The sequence below is a fragment of the Flavivirga abyssicola genome (genome assembly GCF_030540775.2).
In the GTDB taxonomy this organism is placed as follows: Bacteria; Bacteroidota; Bacteroidia; order Flavobacteriales; family Flavobacteriaceae; genus Flavivirga; species Flavivirga abyssicola.
Map to the genome: position 1 here is coordinate 830,792 of NZ_CP141266.1, position 21,709 is coordinate 852,500.

16 protein-coding genes and 2 rRNA genes (1 of these 18 only partly in view) are annotated in these 21,709 nt (G+C 33.1%); 8 read left to right on the forward strand and 10 right to left on the reverse strand.

Translation table 11 applies throughout. The annotated features are described in order from the left end of the window. Positions 1 to 103: 103 nt before the first annotated feature. From Q4Q34_RS03285 to Q4Q34_RS03295, 3 genes are all read right to left on the reverse strand, one after another. Positions 104 to 427, reverse strand: coding sequence for a hypothetical protein (locus tag Q4Q34_RS03285; RefSeq protein ID WP_303316973.1), 324 nt, complete (start codon positions 425 to 427; stop codon positions 104 to 106). Then, positions 424 to 1,098, reverse strand: coding sequence for a TetR/AcrR family transcriptional regulator (locus Q4Q34_RS03290; RefSeq protein ID WP_303316972.1), 675 nt, complete (start codon positions 1,096 to 1,098; stop codon positions 424 to 426). The genes Q4Q34_RS03285 and Q4Q34_RS03290 overlap by 4 nt, the downstream gene beginning before the upstream one ends. Positions 1,099 to 1,214: 116 nt before the next feature. After that, positions 1,215 to 1,712 carry a CIA30 family protein gene (locus tag Q4Q34_RS03295; protein WP_303316971.1) on the reverse strand — a complete coding sequence of 166 codons (498 nt, stop codon included), beginning with the start codon at positions 1,710 to 1,712 and terminating at the stop codon, positions 1,215 to 1,217. 159 nt (positions 1,713 to 1,871) lie between these two features. Here Q4Q34_RS03295 and Q4Q34_RS03300 point away from each other — a divergent pair, with 159 nt between their 5' ends. The 7 genes from Q4Q34_RS03300 (at position 1,872) to Q4Q34_RS03330 (ending at position 7,153) form a co-directional block, all read left to right on the forward strand. Next, complete coding sequence (locus tag Q4Q34_RS03300; protein ID WP_303316970.1) at positions 1,872 to 3,290, forward strand: SDR family oxidoreductase; 1,419 nt, start codon at positions 1,872 to 1,874, stop codon at positions 3,288 to 3,290. 23 nt (positions 3,291 to 3,313) lie between these two features. Then, positions 3,314 to 3,775: a TspO/MBR family protein gene (locus Q4Q34_RS03305; RefSeq protein WP_303316969.1), complete on the forward strand. Its 462-nt coding sequence runs from the start codon at positions 3,314 to 3,316 to the stop codon at positions 3,773 to 3,775. Between the two features lie 12 nt (positions 3,776 to 3,787). Next, entirely contained in the window at positions 3,788 to 3,964 is a 177-nt protein-coding gene (locus Q4Q34_RS03310) for a Lacal_2735 family protein (protein WP_135878814.1), read from the forward strand. 3 nt (positions 3,965 to 3,967) lie between these two features. After that, the gene (locus Q4Q34_RS03315; protein ID WP_303316968.1) at positions 3,968 to 4,468 is read left to right on the forward strand and encodes an SRPBCC family protein; all 501 of its coding nucleotides are present in this window, start codon (positions 3,968 to 3,970) and stop codon (positions 4,466 to 4,468) included. Continuing rightward, positions 4,469 to 5,158 (forward strand): SDR family NAD(P)-dependent oxidoreductase, encoded by a 690-nt coding sequence (locus Q4Q34_RS03320; protein ID WP_303316967.1) that lies wholly within the window; start codon positions 4,469 to 4,471, stop codon positions 5,156 to 5,158. Then, entirely contained in the window at positions 5,159 to 6,463 is a 1,305-nt protein-coding gene (locus tag Q4Q34_RS03325) for a cryptochrome/photolyase family protein (protein ID WP_303316966.1), read from the forward strand. Positions 6,464 to 6,640: 177 nt separating this feature from the next. Further along, entirely contained in the window at positions 6,641 to 7,153 is a 513-nt protein-coding gene (locus Q4Q34_RS03330) for a hypothetical protein (protein ID WP_303316965.1), read from the forward strand. Positions 7,154 to 7,543: 390 nt separating this feature from the next. Here the strand turns inward: Q4Q34_RS03330 and Q4Q34_RS03335 are convergent, their stop codons facing one another. The 4 genes from Q4Q34_RS03335 to Q4Q34_RS03350 all read right to left on the reverse strand — a co-directional run bounded on the left by Q4Q34_RS03335 (position 7,544) and on the right by Q4Q34_RS03350 (position 13,677). Continuing rightward, the gene (locus Q4Q34_RS03335) at positions 7,544 to 10,108 is read right to left on the reverse strand and encodes an AAA family ATPase (protein WP_303316964.1); all 2,565 of its coding nucleotides are present in this window, start codon (positions 10,106 to 10,108) and stop codon (positions 7,544 to 7,546) included. 134 nt (positions 10,109 to 10,242) lie between these two features. Next, positions 10,243 to 11,781, reverse strand: a complete 1,539-nt coding sequence (locus Q4Q34_RS03340) for a patatin-like phospholipase family protein (protein WP_303316963.1) — start codon at positions 11,779 to 11,781, stop codon at positions 10,243 to 10,245. A 151-nt stretch (positions 11,782 to 11,932) separates the two neighbouring features. Next, complete coding sequence (locus tag Q4Q34_RS03345; RefSeq protein WP_303316962.1) at positions 11,933 to 12,733, reverse strand: hypothetical protein; 801 nt, start codon at positions 12,731 to 12,733, stop codon at positions 11,933 to 11,935. Beyond that, complete coding sequence (locus tag Q4Q34_RS03350; RefSeq protein ID WP_303316961.1) at positions 12,730 to 13,677, reverse strand: polymorphic toxin type 23 domain-containing protein; 948 nt, start codon at positions 13,675 to 13,677, stop codon at positions 12,730 to 12,732. The genes Q4Q34_RS03345 and Q4Q34_RS03350 overlap by 4 nt, the downstream gene beginning before the upstream one ends. Before the next feature lie 820 nt (positions 13,678 to 14,497). Between Q4Q34_RS03350 and Q4Q34_RS03355 the strand changes: the two genes are divergently transcribed. Continuing rightward, positions 14,498 to 16,375, forward strand: a complete 1,878-nt coding sequence (locus Q4Q34_RS03355; RefSeq protein ID WP_303316960.1) for a hypothetical protein — start codon at positions 14,498 to 14,500, stop codon at positions 16,373 to 16,375. A 337-nt stretch (positions 16,376 to 16,712) separates the two neighbouring features. Here the strand turns inward: Q4Q34_RS03355 and Q4Q34_RS03360 are convergent, their stop codons facing one another. From Q4Q34_RS03360 to Q4Q34_RS03370, 3 genes are all read right to left on the reverse strand, one after another. Then, positions 16,713 to 19,157 carry a helix-turn-helix domain-containing protein gene (locus Q4Q34_RS03360; protein ID WP_303316959.1) on the reverse strand — a complete coding sequence of 815 codons (2,445 nt, stop codon included), beginning with the start codon at positions 19,155 to 19,157 and terminating at the stop codon, positions 16,713 to 16,715. Between the two features lie 404 nt (positions 19,158 to 19,561). Then, positions 19,562 to 19,669: ribosomal RNA gene (gene rrf / locus Q4Q34_RS03365) — 5S ribosomal RNA — on the reverse strand. Between the two features lie 133 nt (positions 19,670 to 19,802). Next, a 23S ribosomal RNA gene (locus Q4Q34_RS03370) occupies positions 19,803 to 21,709 on the reverse strand; it runs 915 nt beyond the window's last position.

Below are 21,709 nucleotides of genomic sequence, written 5' to 3' on the forward strand. Positions count from 1 at the left end.
CTAAAGAGTAACAACTAATAGCTGTACTGTTTTAATTGAAAATAATGTTGAATGTATACAGTGTATTGCACAAACTAATGTGACTTACATACTAAAAGGGAAGTTATACCTGTTCTGGGGGTGGAATCAAAACTTCGAAATTAACTATCATACTATCCTTTTCAGCATAATAGACGAAGTTCTCATCTATATTTATAGACCATAAATTATATGTGAATGGTGTATAGAGTTTTTTATAATCCTCTTTTAATTCTTCAATAGTATCTTTCTTTTCTGAATCTTCTGCAGCTTCTTTTTTCAATGAAACTACCTCTGTATTTGATTCTGTTAAATAATTTTGAATAGATAATTGCGCTACAAAGTAGAAAGACATCACCGTAGCTATTAAAATATATAAGGGTTTATATGTTTGAAATCTCAAACTCATGAAATACTTAATGTTTTAAATACCAAATTTGTATAAAACCTAACGATATTGTTCTTACCTTTTTCAAAATCCGTTAATGATGGTAAGTGCTGTGAAAAATAGCGTTGTTGATGCGCGCCTTCTATGACAGTTGAAATCAACATGTGTGGAAATTCAAAATCAGGGTTACATTCAAGAACCAATTCACTTACACGTTGTACAACACGCTTATAGCATTTAAAATAGCCTTTTTCATTTTCAGCATCAACCGATTTAGTATGGTACGCTTTGGATGATTCGTCAACTATTATTTTATGTAATAACACTTCATTTATACTCGAAAAATCATTGTCATCTATAACTTCTTGAACAAGTAAATTTATAGCAATTTCTAACTTATCTTTTGGAGATTCTATATTTTGAATTTTATATGCCAGTCTGTATTCCAACCAACTCCAATACCAATTTATAAGATAAACAAGAAGCATGTGTTTGCTCTCAAAATAACGATATATAGAGCTTTCATTTGATGTTATTTCAACACCCAGCTTTTTAAAAGTAAAATCTTCAAATCCTATTTTATGAATCATTTCTATACTCTTGGAAACGATACGCTTACCAAGATCGGAAGATTCAGGATCCTTTTTATAAAGACCTGAATTAATATTAATATGTACAGATATTGCATTCATAACGATACAAATATAATAGTATTACTATTAAAAATCAATAGTAATACTATTAATTAAATTTATAATAACATAATAATTTTTAATTCAAATGGCATTAACTCCTGACTTTAAAACATTTAACGTAAAAGTATTTCGTTAATTTCTAGCCTAAAATGTGCTTCTTTTTTATTACCAATCAGAATGGCAATTTGCTCGATGGTATCTTTTTGATAAGGCGGTATATTTAATTTTCTTCCTCGAAATGATGGTTTAAAATCACATAGTTTTAATTTTATAGTTTGCTTTTTAATTGATGTATCAAAATTTTGAACATAAGAATAATAATGATCTCTACGATCCTTTATTCTAAATTGATATGTTTTACCATCTTCTTTAATTTTCAATACAATTTTTGAATAATTTTTCACATCACTCATATTACAATGATGCTGCATCATGGCAAAACCTCTATTATTTTCAATAGATACCTCACCTTCAAAAACACCAAAATGGTCATCCGAAATATTAAACTCAGAACTTGATAATCCTCCCATAACACCATCATTTACAACATGCCATGAGCTAAGTTCACTATTTTTATTAAAGACATAGATATGTTGTGATGATATGTTCATAGTCCAGAGAGATATAGAAATTAATATTAAAATACGCATCAATAAAAAATTTGTTATTTGCACTACAAAGATATAAAATGTTTAATCATTTAATAAAAATGTTAAACAAAATAATATTTATCACTATATTTGTAATATAAACAGGTATTTAAACCAAACATGAAAATATTAGTTACAGGCACTACAGGATATATTGGTAAGCGACTCATTCCAATATTATTAGAACTCGACCATGATCTAATATGCTGTGTTAGGGATATAAATCGAGTACCACAAACATTGAGAAATCACACGAAGGTTTCTATTATCGAAGTCGATTTTCTTAAAGAAGAGCGCTTAAACAAAATTCCTGAAGACATTGATTTAGGCTATTATTTAATACACTCGATGTCTTCCAGTGTTGAAGAATTTGAATGCTTAGAAAAACAATGTGCTTTAAATTTTAAAAAGCGTTTAGAACAAACCAAGGCCAAGCAAGTAATATACCTCAGTGGCATTGTTAACGACAATCAGTTGTCCAAACATTTACAATCCAGATATAAAGTAGAGCAGTTATTGCAATCGTCTATATATGATCTCACTACCTTTAGAGCAGGAATCATTGTTGGCAGTGGCAGTGCTTCTTTTGAAATTATACGCGATCTCGTTGAAAAACTTCCTATAATGGTTACTCCTAAATGGGTAAATACAAAATGTCAACCCATAGCAATACGAGATGTTCTTGCTTTCTTATCGAAAGCCATGCTTCATCCTGAAGTTAAAAATAGGTCTTTTGATATAGTCGGACCAGATATTTTGTCCTATAAACAAATGATGATGCAGTTTGCTCGTGTTAGAAAATTAAAAAGGCATATTTTAACTGTTCCTGTGATGACACCAAAACTATCTTCTTATTGGTTGTTTTTTATAACATCAACATCGTACAAACTAGCTATTTCTCTAGTAGATAGTATGAAAGTTGAAGTTATTGGTAAACCTAGTAATATTAATCAATTACTTAATGTAGATCCTATAGATTATAAACAAGCAGTACAAAAAGCCTTTCAAAAAACAGAACAAAATAGTATTGTGTCTAGTTGGAAAGACTCTTTAATAAGTGGACGGTTTGATAAAAAACTCTCACAATATATAGAGGTTCCCCAGTTTGGCTGCTTCAAGGATATTAAAAAAAGAGCGGTTAAAAGTGAAATACAAACTATTAAACGTATTTGGGCTATTGGCGGACAAAATGGTTGGTATTATGGTACGATACTTTGGAAAATAAGAGGTTTAATCGATAAAGCTGTAGGTGGTATTGGCTTACGACGTGGCAGAAGACATCCTATTGAATTACAAACTGGAGATGCTTTGGATTTTTGGCGTGTGCTTTATGCCAATAATGAAGAAAAGCGACTCTTATTGTTCGCTGAAATGCGCCTACCAGGTGAAGCATGGTTAGAATTTAGAATTATTAACAACACCCTTATCCAGAAGGCTACTTTTAGACCTAAAGGAATCTGGGGACGATTATACTGGTATGCCGTTTTACCATTTCATGGTTTTATTTTTAACGGTATGATAAATAAAATTGCTGCCTGATTGTAATTATTAAATTTTTAAAAATGAAAAAAATAGGCTTATTCTTTATTTTCCTCTTCATCAATTTTGGAGCATTGGGTATAGGGCGTTTACTCATGGAAAATGGCCCACTTACAGAATGGTATATGGAATTAAATAAAGCACCATGGACGCCTCCTGGGTGGGTATTTGGAACTGCATGGACAACTATTATGGTCTGCTTTTCTGTTTATATGGCTTTTCTATATGACACCTTAACATCAAACAGAATATGGGGATTATTCGCAGTACAATTTTTATTAAACATTAGTTGGAACTTTATATTTTTCAATCAGCACCTTATCACTTTAGGCTTTATAAATTTAATTCTGCTTAGTTTTCTAGTTTTTTATTTTTTGATTGCATTTTTTAATACTCTCAAAATTAAAAGTCTACTTGTTGCTCCCTATGCCATTTGGCTTTGTGTTGCAACATCTTTAAATCTTTACATCCTTTTGTATAATTAAAACAGAAACAATATGTTTAATTTTTTTAAAAGAAAATCACCCCTTCAAAAGCTTAATGACACACATAGAAAGCTACTAAAAGAAGCTCATAAACTATCTACAGTGAATAGAAAAATGAGCGATGAAAAATATGTTGAAGCAGATAAAATTTTTAAGAAAATTGAGAAACTAGTCTCTGAATTAAATTAACGTATGAAACTCTATCAATTACATTCTAAGCAAGCATTTCCCATTTCGAAGCAAAAAGCATGGGAGTTTCTATCCAATCCAGAAAACCTTAAAGTCATAACGCCAGAACACATGAGATTTCACATCCTATCTGGAGCAGATAGGCCTATGTTTCCTGGACAAATTATACAATATAAAGTATCACCTTTTCCCGGATACACAACGAAATGGATCACAGAAATTACACATGTTAAAGAAGGGGAGTATTTTGTTGATGAACAACGATTTGGACCTTACGCTTTATGGCATCACAAACATTTTATAAAAGATATTGACGGAGGAGGAATTGAAATGGAAGATATTATTGATTACAAAGTACCTTTTGGTTTGTTTGGTCAATTAGCTCACCCCATAATTGTAAAAAAACAGCTAAAACAAATTTTTAATTATAGAGAAAAAAAACTAACAAAGCTCTTTGGTAAATTAGAATCTATTCCGAATGAACTTACCTTAAAATCTTTTTAGATGAAACATATATTACTTATTGGGGGAACACGAGGTATTGGAGCTTCTATTGTTAATAAATTGCAAGAAGACCACATATTATTTGTGGCATCACGTACTAATGAATCCTTATCACATCCAAATATTACTCATATCCCATTTGATGCTACTAAAGATGAATTGGATACTTCTATGCTACCTGAAAGTTTAGATGGTTTCGTCTATTGTCCAGGGACCATTAATTTAAAACCGTTTAAAATGATGCCTTTAGATACTTTTGAGTCGGATATGCATGTAAATTTCTTTAGTTTAGTTAAAGTCGTAAAAACCATTATATCTAGAATGTCTAGCACCTCCAGTATGGTGTTTTTTAGCACCATCGCCGTAGGAACTGGCATGCCATTTCATACAAGTGTCGCTGCTGCTAAAGGTGCTATTGAAGGTTTTGCCAAATCTATGGCAGCTGAGTATGCTCCCAAAGTAAGGATAAATGTTATAGCGCCTTCTTTAATAAACACACCATTGGCAGGTAGACTGCTAAATAACGATAAAAAGAAAGAAGCCATGGGAAGTCGTCATCCGCTAAAACGTGTGGGTGAGTCTCACGATATAGCCTATATTGCCACATTTTTATTGAGTGAAAAAAGTTCATGGATTACAGGTCAAATTATAGGTGTTGATGGTGGGCTCTCAACTTTGAATATTAATTAAATGAAAAAACAAACCGTTTCTGTTTTCTGGTTCAGAAGAGATTTAAGACTTCATGATAATGCTGGTTTATACAAAGCATTATCATCGAGAACCCCTGTGTTGCCTATTTTTATTTTGGATTCTGATATTCTTGAAACATTAGATCTGGACGATGCGCGTGTCTCGTTTATTCATGAACAATTAGAAAAAATCAATACCAAACTAAAAGCATACGGAAGTAGTTTAGCCATCTATTATGGAAAACCCGAAGCTATTTATAAACAGTTAATTTCTGAATATCATATAAAGTCGGTTTATACAAATCGTGATTATGAACCTTATGCTTTACAACGCGATCAGCAAATTGAAACGCTTTTAACTTCTGAAGGTGTCAAATTTGCAACCTTTAAAGATCAGGTTATTTTTGAACGAAATGAGATTGTAAAACAAGATGGCACACCCTACAAAGTGTATACGCCTTATTCAAAAAAATGGTTGGAAGCTTTAAAAAATCAAGGGATTCAAAATTACCCTTCTGAAAAGCATTTAGAAAACTTTGTAAAGAATCAAGATTTATCTTTTCTATCGCTTCAGGATATTGGTTTTAAAGCTTCTTCAATAAAAGTAAATGGTTATATCTTAAATTCAACATTTATAAATAGTTATGAAAGCAAGCGAAACTTTCCTGCCTTGGATAGTACTTCAAAACTTGGGGTACATTTACGTTTTGGCACTGTAAGTATTCGAGATATTGTGCTATTAGCCTATAAGCAATCTAATACCACTTTTTTAAAAGAACTGATCTGGCGCGAATTTTTTATGCAGATCTTGTGGCATTATCCAGATACTGTAACAAAAGCTTTTAAAGCTAAGTATGATCGAATCATTTGGCGTAATGATGAACAAGAATTTCAACTGTGGTGCCAAGGAGAAACCGGGTACCCCCTTGTTGATGCTGGGATGCGTGAACTAAATACTACAGGCAACATGCATAATCGTGTGCGTATGGTGGTTGCTAGTTTTTTATGCAAGCACCTGCTTATCGATTGGCGATGGGGAGAAGCCTATTTTGCTAAAAAACTATTGGATTACGAAATGTCAAGTAATATTGGTAATTGGCAATGGGTTGCTGGTTGTGGTACCGATGCAGCACCTTATTTCCGCATTTTTAATCCCACTTCTCAAATACAGAAATTTGATAAGGACTTAAACTATATTAGGAAATGGGTACCGGAATTTCAAGAATTCACCTATCCAAGACCTTTAGTTGACCACAAATTGGCTCGTGAACGGTGTTTAAAAGTTTATAAAGAAGCTTTGAAATAGATTCTTTCTTATTTTTAAGGTGATGATTTATTGTAAAGGATACTATTTCACATAAGAATAATTATAATTCATTTTCAATATTATAATCTGACATTATATAAAATTGCTTTATAAACTAAAATCAATTCATTTTTATTGTTGTTAATTGCTTAAATTAGAAATCTTAAAAATTAAAGATTGTCTAGAAACACATATATACTAATTATTACGATTCTTTTTAGCTTGGTTTATATACCAAGTTTGGTAAATACCATATTGTTTAGTGTAATACAAACTGATACTATAAATTTTAGTATGATTCCTAAAACCAATATAAAATTGTTTTTATTGGTAATTATATGTTTTATAGAAAGCTCATTAATTAAAAAACAATATCCTGGGCTTTTTGGTTGGATACTTAGCACTATTTTAATTATAGCCATACTAATGCGTGTAATACACTGGCCTTACAATGCAGAAATGATTATAATTAGTGTATTGTTAATACTTAGCAACCTTATTTATTTTGCCATAAAAGAAAAGAATAAAACTATAATTAATTATTTATTAATGGCTTATCTAATGCTTAGAATATCTATAATTCTTTTTAGAAATAATGATTTCTTTTGGTGGCTAGAATTAATTATCGGTTGTAGCATTATTACTTTAGGGATACTAAATACTATTAAAAGAATTAAAAAGTTGGTTTAAACTTCCTTTATAACACTTTAACTAATAACCCATTCCATACACATTCCCACTTCACTCCTATCGTCGCTTCGGGCAAAGCGTATTCCATTACATTTTTAAAGAAACATTTTAAGAGAAAAAAATCAAAAAAAGTAGTTATTGATAAAAGCTTTTTACCCAAGCAAAGTTACATAACGCAGAACATTATAGTACAAATGTATTTCATATCATTAGATAGCTATAATTCTATGTTATGTAAAATATCCCAGAATGTGTTAGTTTCTAATTGAACTTTGATTATTTTATAACTTATCAAATCACACATTTCTCTCATATTGTTTTAGCCAGAATTTTATCAGGTCATTTTACCAAAACTTCATCTGAGTATCTGAGTAAAAGTCCGTTACTTAATTACTTAAAATCTGCTTCAATCACCTTAAACCTTTCAAAATCTGCTTTCAAATCATTCATAGATGGAGGAGCATGTTGTTCTTCTGGATGACTATGTGCTTTAATATAACCACTAGCTCTTCCAAACAAAGTGTCTATTTCTGCCTTATGTTCTTCTATCTTATCCCCCTTAACAGCGGGAAATAATGTCATCATAATATTGTTTCGATAGCGCCCTACAATTTTTTTAAATATACTATCAGAAACCAAAAGTTCTAAACTTGTTCTCAAATGCGCATAACCTTCTGCAGCAACTTCATTTTCATCTCTATCACCAACTCCATTATTACAAATAGAACTCACCTTGCCTCTATATGTACTTAAGCTATTTATTGGAGCTCCATCATAAAGAATTCCTGTTTTTTGAGTGGTGCTTTTTACTTCATAAAATTTAAAATTAGTATTACCTTTATACAAGGCATGACCTTGTAAACCAAAAAACGCATTAAAAAAAATAACGTTGTGAGTAAATACAATTACTTGTCGTTCTTTTGATAAATCAACTAATCGCTTTGCCACATCTTGGATGATAAGATGGTCGAGTGAATTCACAGGGTCATCAAATACTACTGGAGCAACGGTTGTATCTAATTGTAATTCAGTTAAGAATTCACAAAGGGCAATGGTTTTTTGTTCACCTTCACTCAGTACCTTGTTTATATCGTAACTAGCTACGTTCTGCCTTATACGAGAGCTTCCTTGTTGTGAAAAGAAACCAAGACTAACACCTAGGTGTTGTTTTCTAAATCCTGTTAATTCGGCAGTAAACTTTTGCTGAAAATCTTGGGCAACCAATTCTTCACGGGCTTGTGACGTTTTATGACTTAATGAAGTGGTATTAAACTGAGACCTATTGTCATCTATTAGTTTACGAGATAATAAGTTAGTAATAACAGTAAGTATTTCTTGCTTATTAACGGAAAGTAGCTTTCTATCTTTCAATTCTGCTATTTCTGCTTTAAGCTTAGTTTCAGTTGGTAATAGATTTTCTAATGCTTTAATAATTCCATCTCTTGCTGTGGTAAGTTCTGTTTGTTTTGTTTCAAGAAACTGGATTATCGCTACATAATTTACATCGAAAGGTAGATTTTCATTGACGGTATTATTTACGATATGGTCTTTAAATAATTTAACTTTTTTATTAAAATCAATTATACTTTGTGGTTGTTCAATTCTACTATCTTCCAAAACGCCAAATATTGGTTGATGAAATAAAACAGTCTCAGCAACTAAATTAACACGTTCAATAATTTCCTTTTTTAGTTTTATATATTTTGTGATTTCAGTTTCAGTAGTATCATTTAAAATCTTACTGTAATTCTCTACCAGTTTTTTAGCTTGTTCATTTTGTAAATCTTGTTTGCAATACACACACGTGGCATCTACATTATTTGGATAATTTTCTTTAGCAAGTAATTTAATATATGCATCAGCCGATTTTAAGAAATTTGAAAAAGTATCAGTATCAAATTGTTCTAATCCATAGGTTTCTGCCAATCCTGCAATCCCAAGTTTGGTTTTAGCTTTTAATATCTTAAGAGTTACATTATAGGTAATAATGGCATCCCAGTCTGCTTTAGTAAGATTGGTTTGTGTATGCTTAACTATACTCGTTACCAAAGTTAGTTCTGTAAGCATGAGGTTAATACTTTTAAGCTTTACTTCTAATGTGGCTTTATTTAAATTTTTTAATTCCTCTTCCTTTTTGGTTAATGTTGTTTGGTTACCATCTGTAAATGTAGATAATTCGTTTAGTACATTTTTATCTGAATTATGTGTTAAGGTATCTATATAGATTTTTTGTGATGTAGATTCATGCAACTGATCTTTCCATTGTAAAATAATAGGGTACAACGAATATTGTTCATTTAATAGATAAGTTAGTGCAGCAAGTTCGTTCGTTACAAGCGTAAATAAATAAAAGCCTTTAGGTGTTACTAATAATTCACGAGTATTAGAAAGCGAGATATTTACACAATCACTATTAAACACAGATACCGCGTTAAGTTCTGATTCTTCACGACCACCTTGCCAATTAAGATAAAAAGAACTTCCATCAGAATTAAAATCTAATCGACCACTTTGGTTCGTTTGATTTTCATGAACATTTGATAGAATATCAATATTAATATCAAAGCTATAACCTTGTGATTTTAAAATACGACTATAACCCGTCTTTCCAACGCCGTTATTCCCATATACAACCGTAATATTTTGACTAAATTCCATGATTTGGTCTTCAGCTAATTTATTTACTCCTTTAATTTCTGACAGCTTTGTTAAAACTACTTCTTTTGAAGGTGGTGTAAAACTAGGCTTTATTATTGTTAATGGAGGAAGTGGTACATCATGAACAAACCCAATATCTTGTATGAAGTAATCGAATACTTGTTTACGTTCATTATGGTCTAGAGATGATTGTTTATTGGTTACTAATTCCACCAACAGCTTACTCCAGCTTCCAAGTGGATTTGTCCAGTCCCATAAAAAATCTATTAATTCTCGTTGTGTATTTGTTGTAGACATAAGCTTAATAATGTGAAAAATTCAAATGATTAAAGGTAAAAAACAAGAAGTATATGCTTACGGAATTCCATATTTGATTGAAAATTAAAAAGAATATTCCCATTCCACTTGACTCCTACGGCATCACATAAAAATTATTTCAGCACCATTTCTTCTAACTCTAAAGCCTGTAAATATCCCAAACCAATGAAGGCAGCTAGTTGGTCTCGGTAAAAGCTTTGGTCAGCGGTTGTGGTATGTGGGAAGGTATAACCTATACGTTTCCATTTCTTTTTATTATTTAAAAAGGTAGCATAGGAGTTTACCCAATATAGTGCTAGATTGTTTATGTCTGGTGTTATGTAATTAGCTAATGGACTGCAGTTATAGTTTTTGCATTTTCTTTTTTCATTTCTTTTTACACAGGTAGTATTTTTAAATACTGAGTCTGCAATAGCTCCACCATTAACCTTGCCTTTATCTCTGCGTTGTGCTAGCATGTTTTGCGGCATTGACATTTTTACATAATAAATATTTATGGTTAATAATTCTTGTTTAGCTCCTTCTAATGGTATACTACTTATTGTGCCTTTATGCACAGCTGTTTTTAGGATGGTTTTAGGGTCAACTTCTCTTTGAATTAAAAAGTCGTCTATAGCTTTAATGTCTAGATTTAGATTTAGCTCTTTTTGTAATTTGTGTTTGAGTATAAGATATCCATCGAAACTATAGTTCTTATTATGTTCAGCATCTATAATGATTATGTTTTTTACGCCACGACGAATGAGACCAATAGCAGCTAGATTTTCAGAATGACCACCGTCGGATAAAGCGAGATAGTTTTTAGAGATAGCCGAACCATTGTATGGCACCTTATTAAGGAGTTTAAATTTTAGAGCTGCTGCCGATGTAGTTGTTGCTTCACTCCAATCTAGAGTATTGTTATTATTCCATTTAGTAAAACCTATTTCTGGATTTCCAAAATATGCTGGTGTGAACTCGACCACTCGATTAAGCCAATCAGATTCTTTTTTTGCAGCCAAGGTGGTGTTAATTATAAAATAGGGCGCATCTCCCCTTTTTATTTCAGGGTTTAGACTATTAATTTTATATGATAGTGGCAATTTATGACCATAGCCACGCTGGATTTCTTTTTTATAAATATTAAAGGCTAATTTGGGTGGACTCATTATGGCTAATGCATATTTACCGTTTATAACAAAATTTCCTAGACTTTGTTTGGAGCATGTTTCTTGAAGAAATACGCTATCACTGAAACTGTAATAGCCAAATGGCTTTTCTTTGTTTTTATGATTTTCGTAATTAGTGTAAAGCCCATAAGACATATAGCTTCCTCCAGATACGCTTGAAATAATTTGCATTTTTTGAAACAGACCTAAATCGTACAAAGCTTTTAAAGCTCCAAAGTTATAGGTTGCTGAACGGATGCCTCCACCAGACATAGCTAAACCCCATCCTAGGTCATCTCCATTTTTAATGAAAGCCTTTTCGGCTTGATAGACTTCGAGTCTTTGAGCGTTCGTTAATGCCATTTGATGTTTTATGGTTTGGTTAGTCCCATGATATCCTTGAATTCCATTTTGTGAAGGTAGATAAACTTTCTTGTAAACTTTGCAGGAATAAGTTGTTAGGATTATTAAAATTAATCCAATAATTTTTTTAGTATTTACCATAATTAGGCATATCAAAATTTGATTATAGAATAATATAGAATTGTAATTTGCTATTAACTAATTAGGGAGGGTTTAAATATAGTAAATTTTGTAGGAATATATTTAAGGAGAAAACATAAATAAAATAACTTTCTTTATTATACCGTTTTAACTATGGTATAATAAAGAAATTAGTATTGTATCTAATTTTCCTATTGGTTATTTTAAAGAATAATGCATCAGAATTACTACATCCGAAAACCACTTCTACTTTTCCTTGTCTAGATATAATATTTAAGCATTTAGGTAGATAAGATGATGAGCTACCTATTTTCTTTCCAAAAAATTTAACTTCGTAATCCCTCTTTTTGTATATAACAGATTGTCTAAATACTTTATCTAGATCTATTTTTTCATCTGTTGTATAATTGTTTTCAGCCGTAGCGATATTAGCTTCTATAAGCTTTATAGACTCAGGAAAACTGTTTTTGGCATAGTGTAAAATAATATCCTGACCATCATTTTGATTAGGGAAGTGAATCCAATTTAAGGTAGTGTCAATCTTACCAATATATGCATACTCCACCTTATTAAGAATAATTTTATTTTCATAAATTGATCGATCATTGAGAAATCCTTTTTTATGCTCTATATACTTATCTGAAAAAGTAGTGAGGTATATAATGACATCTGATTGTCTATGTCTTAAAAGATATACTTCCTCTACTTTTAAAATAGTATCATTTTCTGCTATATCATAAAAGTTTTCTTGACAATTTGAAAAACGCTTATTGTTTGTTTCTTTGGTTGCTTCTTCACATATATTGTATGTATAAATATCAAATTCATCTAAATTATAAGCTTTCAATAACACACCTTCTTTGTCTAAGTTAAGTTGAGTAGTTTTATATAGTCCTGAACCGCAAGACGAAATAATTATTAATGTAACTATGAATAGTATTATTTTTCTCATTGTGATAATATTATTTGATTGTATTCATACCTTCCACCAAACATCCATCTATAACCTCTGTAGTAATCAGGATGATAAGGAACATTTGTGTTAAAATGTAAGAAATCTTGTAAATCTATACTGTTTCTGTTATAAAGGGAAATGCTCCCACCAAATCCATTTTTGATATTAGAAATATTTAGTTTCCATCTTTGTTGATTGTATGAAAATTGATTTTCATCGTTATAGTTAAGGAAGTCTATTTGCAGCTTATCAGCTACATCAAAAGCATACTCTTGATAACCAGTGTATTTATGATAGCTTAATTCGATTAAATTAATCTGATCTTCATTATTACCGTGATAAGAAATTATTACACCTCCTGTATAATATCTATCTCTTTTATCTCCTGCTATTTTTAAAATAGGACCGCCATCATTATAATAACTAATTTGGGCACGTCCTGCTATATTAAGATTAAAGAAACCTGTACGTTGAGACTTTTTGTTTTGTACAAAAATCCAGTTTGCACCATAACTTATAGATGACTTATATGGGTTTTGTAATGGGTTTGCATTAAATTCAGAGAAATGATATAAAGGAACACTTCTTAGCGCAAAGTCAAAATCTCTTTTATCTAATTGACCTGTGAGTTGAGCGCTGGTATAAAAGTGAGACTGTATTCTATACCATTTTTTACTTTGATCTGCTCCAACACTACCTTTGTTAAAAAATAAAATCCCTGTATGGATTGAAGGAAATATTCTTATTCTATCTGTATTATATCCTACACCACCTGTTAGACTAACTTTGAACGCAGGACTAAATTTATGGCTGAACTCTATATTTACTTTAGCACCTATGCCAAATTGAAAATCAGAATTTGTACTGTAAAAATCGTTTTGTGCTACACAGTATAATGAATGAAAGAATATTAAGGACAAAATTAGATGTTTCTGTTTCATACTAGTTTGTTTGTTTTTAAAATTTTGTTTCTGCCATAAACTATATTAATTTTTTGAACTCAATAACTTCATCACTTTCATTTTTAACTTCCGCGTCCCAATTAAAATTCTTAAAAACAGCAAGATTTTTTAAGTGTTTAATTTTATTTATCATATAAATTTATTTCCAAATTATAAAGCATAAATAACCAATATCAAATTAGTTGACATCAATATTCTTCTATTAATTTAGTATTTAAAAGGGAGAGTTTAAATATAGTAAATTTTGTAGGAATTATTTTAACAAAAACCGTAAACATTTGAATACTAGTTAATTTATAACCATTCCACACACATTCCACTACTCTCCTATCGTCGCTTCGTAAAAAGAGTGTTCCATTAACATCGTAGAGAAAGATTTTAGAAGAAAAAAATAAGAAAATGTAGAAATTCAACTTCGCTTTTACCAAAGCAAAGTTACATAACGCAGAACATTATAGTACAAATGTATTTCGTAGCATTAGATATCTATAATTCAATATTATGTATAATTGCCGCTGCCAAGCGCTCGATTGCTTTTTAAAAATAAAAATCCTAAGCACTAGTTATATTTATAATTCCAATTATTTTTTTTGAATTCTACTTTGTATATGTATATAGATAGTATTTAAAACTTGTCAATCGTATTCTCTAAAACATAATAATTCAATATACCCAGTCTAATCCCTGTTAAAAAAAAGGGTTTTACCCCAAACAAAAACAGTTAAACAACTCTATTACAGCTTTTTAATAAGATTTATTTTTGAAACCATTAACAAATTAATCTTAAAACTTATATAAAATGGGGTTTATTCTAAAAGGAAATCTTTCAGGAGAAATATGCAAAGATTGTAAAGAACCATTATTTGGTTCTATTGTACGTTTTTACAGAGTAGCGAATCTGGATATTGATGTGGTAACGCATGTAACAGCGAATCCAAAAGATACGTTACAAATTTTGGGAGAAAAACAAATCAAAGCTAAATCTAAATTACTATTAGCAGAAGCAGAAATTGATGAAAAAGGAAATTATGAAACCGAATTAAAAGGAAAATATGCTGAGTACGATGGTCTTATCATGATCGATATTGTAACAAAACGTGTTTATAATCAAAAAAGTAAGCAGCGCAACTCTATTCAGTTTACCCTTACTACATTACAACCGAGATGGAGACAGACTAAACTGGGCATTGTATTTTACTGGAAATATTGTATTAACAGCCGTTTTTGGTGTAGGATACGTGAATTGTTTGATGCTTGGGTAATTTGTGGAATATTACTTGATTGTAAAAATGACAATATTCCAATTTCTGGTTTTAAAGTAATTGCAATGGACGATGATTGGATTCATGATGATGAATTAGGCTCTGATATTACAGATATTAATGGGCGTTTTAGAATAGATTATAGTAGTAAAGATTTTAAACAAACCTTTCTTTCTCCTTTAGTTAATATAGAAACACCTTTTCCTCCTTTCAACAGTGGACCAGATGTATATTTTAAATTAGAATACAATGGTAGCCCAATAGAGTTCGAAAAACCATCTGATAAAAGGAATAATGTAGGACCATGTCTTTGCGTAAAGCTTTGTCTAGAAGATATTAAAATTCCTGATATTCCAATTCCAGCATCATTTACCAATTTTGGGTTAACTCGAAAAATTAAAATACAAGACGAAATTAATACCGCAAACGGAAAAACATTACGTACAGGGTTTAATGATTACGCATTTTATAGAACAATTAACCTTATTGGTACCATTACGCAAACATTAAACGGTAATCCAATGGAATACATGTTTGAATACCAAGAGGTAGGTGCTCCCAATAATATTCCTGCACCAGGAGGTTGGCTTCCTGTAACACCAAGTATGATTCCTCCCACAACAATTGGTAATCATATTATCCTTACCGGAGATCCAATGAATCCAGTATTAAAAATACCATATGTTACAGATGGAATTGCTCCTAATATTAATTTTAACGGAAATTGGATTCCTGTACCTCAAGAAGGTAATTTTGAGCCACATCAAGACGCTGAAATTCTAAAACTTAATACTGTTTCATTAACCAATTTAATACCCCTGGACATGGCAGCACCTCCATCGGATATTGGTACTGCAACTGTTTCTTCAGCAAGACCACATACTACTAATCGTTATTTTGCTATTCGAATGAAACAACGTGAATTAAATAATATAGCAACAGAAGTTATAGCTGGAACCTCTAAACCCATTGCGGTTTTTAATGTTGAATATGACAATGTAAATAAACATGGTAATTGGGCACCGAAAATAGTACAAAACCAACTTGCTTCTGTCTCTATAAATATTGATGAAATCGTTTCTGCAACCACTGGTTGTAATAAAATCACTAATGCATTGCATGTAAAATACCATGCTAGAAACGAAAACCTATCTTCTATATCACTATCCATAACAGGACCTAAAAAACCAGGTCAAAACTTTGGGTTTGCAGCCATACCATTAATGCCAGCACCAGAAACATTTGGATCTGCTCAACTTATTAATTTACCAGAGTCAAGCCCAATTAGCCTATTTGATGTTAATGACTTATTACCTTGTGCTTATACTGTACATTTAAATACAAAAGTAAAGCTAACAACAGGAGATGGTGAGCCTGGACCAATACAGGATTTCATTTCATTCTGTAAAGTATAAATATTAGCCAAACTTTAAACTTAAAAGAGGTACTATATGATAATTATAGTGCCTCTTTTTATGTTTTTAATAAACTACCTCTACCTAAGGGTAAGAGGTAGATTTTATTTTTTATTTCGACACAGGGTACCGGGGAATAAAACCCGAAAATTGATTAAAAATTAGATAGGACACTACCATATTCCATGCACATTCCAACTTGGCTCCTATCGTCGCTTCGGGCAAAGCGTATTCCATTGCATTTTTAAAGAAATATTTTGAGATAAGAGCTTCGCTTTTACCTAAGCAAAGTTACATAACGTAGAACAGGATAGTACATTTAACTCTTAAAACCTTTTCATTTAAATAAATCGTCAACTACCAAACGTAGTTCTCCGTAAGTATATTTAGCATCAATTTTGTGTTTTAAATCGGATAGATTTTCAAATTTTGTTTTGGGAATAATCGTTTTAAGTTCCTCGTAATGGGTTTTAGAAATTAAATCGGTTACTTTTACTTCGCCAGAGGGTATAAAGCTTGCCAAATGTCCCATAATGGTATTGACATTCAAATCGCGCTCTAAAGCGATGGCTTCAGCAGATTTACCTGTTTTAAATAAATCTAAAGAAATCTTTTTAGTATCACCCTTCTTACGTTTTGGTTTTGGATCCTCAAAAAAATCAATCTCACTGGCTGCAGATGTTTCTATATCATGCTCGTCACAATATGCTCTAATCACTTCCATAATAGCACTTCCGTATTTTTCAACCCGAACCTTTCCCATACCATTAACCTGCATTAACTCTTTTTTATTAGTTGGTAAGGTTTCACACATATCATACAAAGCCTTTTGTGTAAATACTTGATAATGTATCAAGTCTTCTTGCTTAGCTATATCATTTCGCAACTCACGTAACAATTCAAATAACTCAATATTTGTAGTGCCATCAATTACTGTTTTTCTAGGTTTTTTAGGTTTTTCTTTAGCAAGAAAAACAGATTTGGCTCTTAATTCTAAAAAAGTATTGACATTAAAACCAGCTGTTAGGCCTTCAAAATACAATAATTTGGTAGCTAATAATTCTTCTAAAGTATCAAACTGTTTAAAAAGATCTTTTTCTATGGTTTTGTTATCTGTCGTAAAACCAAAAGATTTAACTGCTGGGCTTATTTGCAATTTTGTCTGATTACTAAAATAACTAATTGCTTTTATAAAGCGTTCTTGAAGTGCTTTATTAGATTCTGGTTCTTTAGACGTTTCTGTTAAATTGACTAGTTCTGCTTTAAATGCATTGGCTACTTTAAGTAAATTTGTTACGCAGGACTTCATCGTGTTTAAAGGGTCTTCAATTTGCCCTTCTATGCTGGTCTTATTTTTATAATAGATATCTAGTAGCCGTCCTATCGGATAAAGAAATTTATAAAAATCGAACAATTCTGCTATTAAATTCAACTGAAATTCCGATTTCGATGCTTGCAAAACATGTTCGTCTGGCTGATTTTCTCCTGCCATTTTATTAAACGACAACACATTACTATCACTAATAATATGACTGGAATTTATTTTACTATTTAACACTAAACCTTCTAAAGATTTACATCTACTTAATGCTACATAAGTTTGACCATGAGCAAAGGCTCCTTGAGCATCTATTATGGCTTTTTCGAAAGTTAAGCCTTGACTTTTATGTATGGTTATTGACCATGCCAATCGCAAGGGCATTTGTGTATAAGCACCTATTTTGTTTTCGGTGATGGCTTTAGTTTCTGCATCTACGCTATAATTAATATTCTCCCATATTTCTGGTGTGGTTACAATATTAAAATCATCTTCCTGACAATTTACAATCACTTCGTCTATGTCCAAATGAATTACTTTGCCAATTTTCCCATTAAAATAGCGTTTTTCAGGTGAGCTATCATTTTTAATAAACATGACCTGAGCTCCAACTTTTAAAGTTAAGGTTTCTTTATTAGGGTAAGCATATTCAGGGAACTTACCTTCAACTTCAGCCTTATAGGTATAAGCTTTCGTTTTAAGCTTATCTAATTCTCTATTATTGGTGTTTTCTGCCTTATTATTATGCGTTGTTAACGATATATATCCTTCCTTTTCATCTGGTACAAAATCGGGTTTGTAACGTTTGTTTAATTCATCTGCCGAAGCCTGTGTTAGTGTATTGGTTCGAATCTCATTAAGAATATTAATAAACTTAGGGTTATCCTGTCTGTAGATATGGCTTAATTCAATTGTAATGGCTTCACTTTGTATATACGCCTGGCTACTAAAAAAGAATCCGTTTTTATAAAAAGGCTTAAGTAATTCCCACTCATTTTCTTTTATTATAGGTGATAACTGTTGTAAATCGCCTATCATTAATAATTGAACACCTCCAAATACTTTATTTCTGTTTTTAAAGCGTCTTAAAACTCTATCTATGCCATCTAATAAATCGGCACGTACCATACTAATCTCATCAATGACCAATAAATCCAGAGATTTAATAATATTGATTTTAGTCTTACTGAATTTACGGTTAAAACCAGAAGACGTATTGTTTAAGTCTGTATCTGGTAAAAGCGGGCCAAAAGGCATCTGAAAAAAGGAATGTATTGTCACGCCTTTAGCATTTATAGCTGCAACTCCTGTAGGAGCCACTACAACCATACGCTTTAAAGATTGCATTTTTAGCTTATGTAGGAAAGTCGTTTTACCAGTACCCGCTTTTCCTGTTAAAAACACATTTCTATCTGTATTATTAACAAAATTCCAAGCTAAATCAAGTTCTTTATTTTCAGTCATTATGCTTATTATAAAAACGTACTAAAGATAAGAAAGCCACTACGAGTTTTTGACTAAAATGTTTAAATAATTTTAATATGCTTTCAGAAAATTTAATTTTCCTTGTAAATGAAGTATGTTAGACTGTGCTGAGCACAATCTAATTGAAGATCATCTTTTAAATTGAATCTTAATTCAAAAAACTTATTTTTAATGTAAAAACAGATTGTCACGCGCTACTAAAAGGGCCTCACAATGGGCGGTATGGGATAGGAGCAACGAGCCCTGTGCGCAGAGTTTCCAAGGAACCACAAAAAGCCCCATATTTCCATGAAGGGCTCCCGATTGATCACGCCCTGAGCGCGGCCACATGGATCTTGAGCAAAAAAAAAGAGTCTAACTACAATTGTAATTAGACTCTTCAAAAAAGGCAACGACCTACTCTCCCACTGATGTAGTACCATCGGCGCTAATGGGCTTAACTTCTCTGTTCGGAATGGTAAGAGGTGAGCCCCATCGCTATAACTACCTTAATCTTTGAGTTGGTAACGCCATGGGCGTTATCAACTGCGCTGCGCGCAAATATCTTAACATATTGAAAAAACATCCTATGGATGACGTACACGAAATTGATAATATATCATCGAACCTATAAAAAAACAGGCGTACAATAAGCCTATGGGTTATTAGTACTACTCGGCTGTGACATTACTGCCTTTACACCTGTAGCCTATCGACGTGGTAATCTCCCACGACCCTTTAAAGAAATCTCATCTTGTGGTGGGTTTCGCGCTTATATGCTTTCAGCGCTTATCCCTTCCAAACGTAGCTACTCAGCAATGCTCCTGGCGGAACAACTGATACACCAGAGGTTTGTCCAACTCGGTCCTCTCGTACTAGAGTCAGATCCACTCAAATTTCTAACGCCCACTGTAGATAGAGACCGAACTGTCTCACGACGTTCTGAACCCAGCTCGCGTGCCACTTTAATGGGCGAACAGCCCAACCCTTGGGACCTTCTCCAGCCCCAGGATGTGACGAGCCGACATCGAGGTGCCAAACCCCCCCGTCGATGTGAGCTCTTGGGGGAGATCAGCCTGTTATCCCCGGCGTACCTTTTATCCTTTGAGCGATGGCCCTTCCATGCGGAACCACCGGATCACTATGCTCTTGTTTCCAACCTGATCGACTTGTAGGTCTCTCAGTCAAGCACCCTTATGCCATTGCACTCTGCGCACGGTTACCAAGCGTGCTGAGGGTACCTTTAGAAGCCTCCGTTACTCTTTTGGAGGCGACCACCCCAGTCAAACTACCCACCAAGCACTGTCCTCTCGCAAGAGAGTTAGACTCTAGATAAGCAAAGGGTGGTATTTCAACAATGACTCCACAACGCCTGGCGACGCCACTTCAAAGTCTCCCACCTATCCTACACATTACTTATCCAAAACCAATACTAAGCTATAGTAAAGGTGCACGGGGTCTTTTCGTCCCACAGCGGGTAATCGGCATCTTCACCGATACTACAATTTCACCGAGCTCATGGCTGAGACAGTGTCCAGATCGTTGCACCATTCGTGCAGGTCGGAACTTACCCGACAAGGAATTTCGCTACCTTAGGACCGTTATAGTTACGGCCGCCGTTTACTGGGGCTTCATTTGAGATCTTCGCGCAAGCGCTAAACCCTCCACTTAACCTTCCAGCACCGGGCAGGTGTCAGGCCATATACGTCATCTTTCGATTTAGCATAGCCCTGTGTTTTTGATAAACAGTCGCCTGGACCTTTTCACTGCGGCCACCCCGAAGGGTGGCGACTCTTCTCCCGAAGTTACGAGTCTATTTTGCCTAATTCCTTAGCCATGAATCTCTCGAGCTCCTTAGAATTCTCATCCCAACTACCTGTGTCGGTTTAGGGTACGGGCTGCTTCACTCGCTTTTCTTGGAAGTCGGTCCTCTGGATTATCACCTTGGCCGAGGCCTCAGTGTACTATCGGGGTATTACTACTCCCTTCAACGTGCTATTCCGTCAGCACGCACCAAATTTTCGCCTCCGTCACTTTTAGCGTGAGCAGGTACAGGAATATTAACCTGTTGGCCATCCACTACCCCTTTCGGGTTCGCGTTAGGTCCCGACTAACCCTCAGCTGATTAGCATAGCTGAGGAAACCTTAGTCTTTCGGAGTGCGGGTTTCTCGCCCGCATTATCGTTACTTATGCCTACATTTTCTTTTGTAGCTTCTCCAGAATGCCTCACGGCAAACCTTCGACGACACTACAATGCTCCCCTACCACTTTTAAAAGTCCATAGCTTCGGTAGTATGTTTATGCCCGATTATTATCCATGCCGAACCGCTCGACTAGTGAGCTGTTACGCACTCTTTAAATGAATGGCTGCTTCCAAGCCAACATCCTAGCTGTCTAAGCAGTTCGACCGCGTTATTTCAACTTAACATACATTTGGGGACCTTAGCTGATGGTCTGGGTTCTTTCCCTCTCGGACATGGACCTTAGCACCCATGCCCTCACTGCCGGTCATCATTTTATAGCATTCGGAGTTTGTCAGGAATTGGTAGGC